Consider the following 2,063-nt stretch of genomic DNA (forward strand, 5'->3'; position numbering starts at 1 on the left):
GGCCGCCTGACGGTCGAGCTGGTCGAGCCTGTCGACCAGATGCGCGTTGAGTTTGACGGTCTGTTCGCCATTCGCGTCACGGCGATACAAATCGATGAGTTCAGGTTCCGTGTGGTCGTCCGCCTGCACCATGACATGCTGTTCCAAAGGCACCGGACGCTTTTCCGACACCACCAACGTGGTATCCCCACGGACGGATTCTATCCACTTGGAGAAATCCTCGACGTTCGAGACGGTTGCCGACAATCCGACGATCTTCACGCTTTGCGGAAGATGGATGATCACTTCCTCCCATACCGGGCCACGGAAACGATCTGCGAGATAATGCACCTCATCGAGAATCACATACCGCAGCGCTTCGAGCGTCACGGAATGCTCATACAGCATGTTGCGGAGCACCTCGGTGGTCATGACCACGATATCCGCTTCGGAATTGATCGACGTATCGCCGGTGAGCAATCCGACCTTGTCCGGACCATATTGATCCACGAGATCATGGTATTTCTGGTTGCTCAACGCCTTGATCGGCGTCGTGTAGAAAGCCTTGACGTTATGCTCCTGCGCCAGATAAATGGCGAAATCCGCCACCACCGTCTTGCCGGCGCCGGTCGGAGCCGCGACAAGCACGTTGTTTCCCGACTCCAACGCATCATTCGCCCGCAACTGGAAATCATCAAGTTCGAACGGCATGGATTGCGCGAACCTCGCGGCAACCGACTGGCGTTTGGCTTGGGATTCACGGAATGCGGCGTACCGTTGCGCGGGTGACAAGACACCCGTCTCGTTGGTCTTCGACGTACTGTTTCCGTCATTGCGACGGCGGCGATGATGTGTCATGGCTCCTTCGAATCAGTCGTTGAAATGTTTCCAATTCGCCCATTGGCGCCTATGCCGGTTGCGTTTGGCCTCTTGGCGTTCGATGACCTGCGCATGCGCATCGATGTAGCAGTCGGCGGCATCCTGCAAAGGCCGGGTGAACCATGGCGCCTCGTTCTTCACCTCCGTCTGCGACGGAGACTCGCCCATATCCGAAAAACGCTCCGTAGCCTGCCGGCCGACATGCATGATACCTTTGATCGCACGATATCCATGCATACCGGCAAAGACGAGGCCGGCGATGAACATGCCCAGCATGAACAGGGCAAGCAACAGCCAAATCCACCAAGGCATAGGTCTCTCCCCTACCGTTCTTCGCCATCATGGTCGCCGATGCTCAGCTCATGCTGCGCACGCGCCACGATCATGGTTCGCAAGGTCTCCGGCGCGACGGCCGTGATGTGCCGCGCATGCGCGATGCAGAAGGCCACATACCAGGAGTCGGACGATACGACAAGATGGACCTTCTCGCCTTCGCCACATTGCTCGACCTTCGCGCCCGAAAGATTGTCGATGAACGACAGGTTCTCCTGATTGGTGATGAACACCGCGGATGTGCCGTTTTCGAAGCTCCACTCGCGCAATTCCGATGCCGGAACATCGGGAATGTCGAGCTTTGCGGTCGGTTCCACCAGTTCGGCCTTCTCGATGCGGGAGATGCGCAGCACCTGCCAGATACGAGGCTTTCCGGTCGCCTTGTTGATGGCGGTGTCCTTCTTGACGTATTGCGCCCTGTCCGCAGGAGCCGCGGCGGCGACATCGGTCCAGACCGCGACGTAGAAGACGCCCTCATCGACGAAGATCTTGTCCGGGGCGACGAGCTTGCGATGCGTGCGACCGGCGCCATCCGTGTATTCCATATCGAGCAGTTTGCTCTTGGAGATGGCGCTCTTCACAATCGAGAAGCTCCGCGGCTCCATCTCATAGCCGGTGAGGCTCAGCCAAGGCATGTCACCCGGCTTGACGTGCTGGCGAAGACGCGTGTAGAGGGAATCAGCCTGCTCACGGAGCTTGTCCGGCAACAACGAGGAATGGGCAAGGTAGCTCACGGACGCGGTCAGCATGCTCAGATACTGCTGTGAAATGCCCGCGAGACGCTCCAATCCCAGAGAATTCGTCGCCGACACGATGCCTTCGGCATCCAGCAGCGACCAGTCGATGTCGAAGAACTGGCTTCCCGCCATCTC

General features: G+C 58.4%; 3 protein-coding genes. All 3 read right to left on the reverse strand.

The genetic code is table 11. The annotated features are described in order from the left end of the window. Positions 1-837 (reverse strand): DEAD/DEAH box helicase (locus tag B3C64_RS00880; RefSeq protein ID WP_291533077.1); only part of this gene is annotated, 837 nt, incomplete at its 3' end. 12 nt (positions 838-849) lie between these two features. Next, the gene (locus B3C64_RS00885) at positions 850-1,170 is read right to left on the reverse strand and encodes a hypothetical protein (protein ID WP_291533078.1); all 321 of its coding nucleotides are present in this window, start codon (positions 1,168-1,170) and stop codon (positions 850-852) included. Positions 1,171-1,181: 11 nt separating this feature from the next. Beyond that, a partial coding sequence (locus tag B3C64_RS00890; protein WP_291533079.1) for a WYL domain-containing protein occupies positions 1,182-2,063 on the reverse strand: 882 nt, incomplete at its 5' end.

Origin of the sequence: Bifidobacterium sp. UBA6881 (assembly GCA_002451435.1) — a bacterium.
Taxonomy (GTDB): domain Bacteria; phylum Actinomycetota; class Actinomycetes; order Actinomycetales; family Bifidobacteriaceae; genus Bifidobacterium.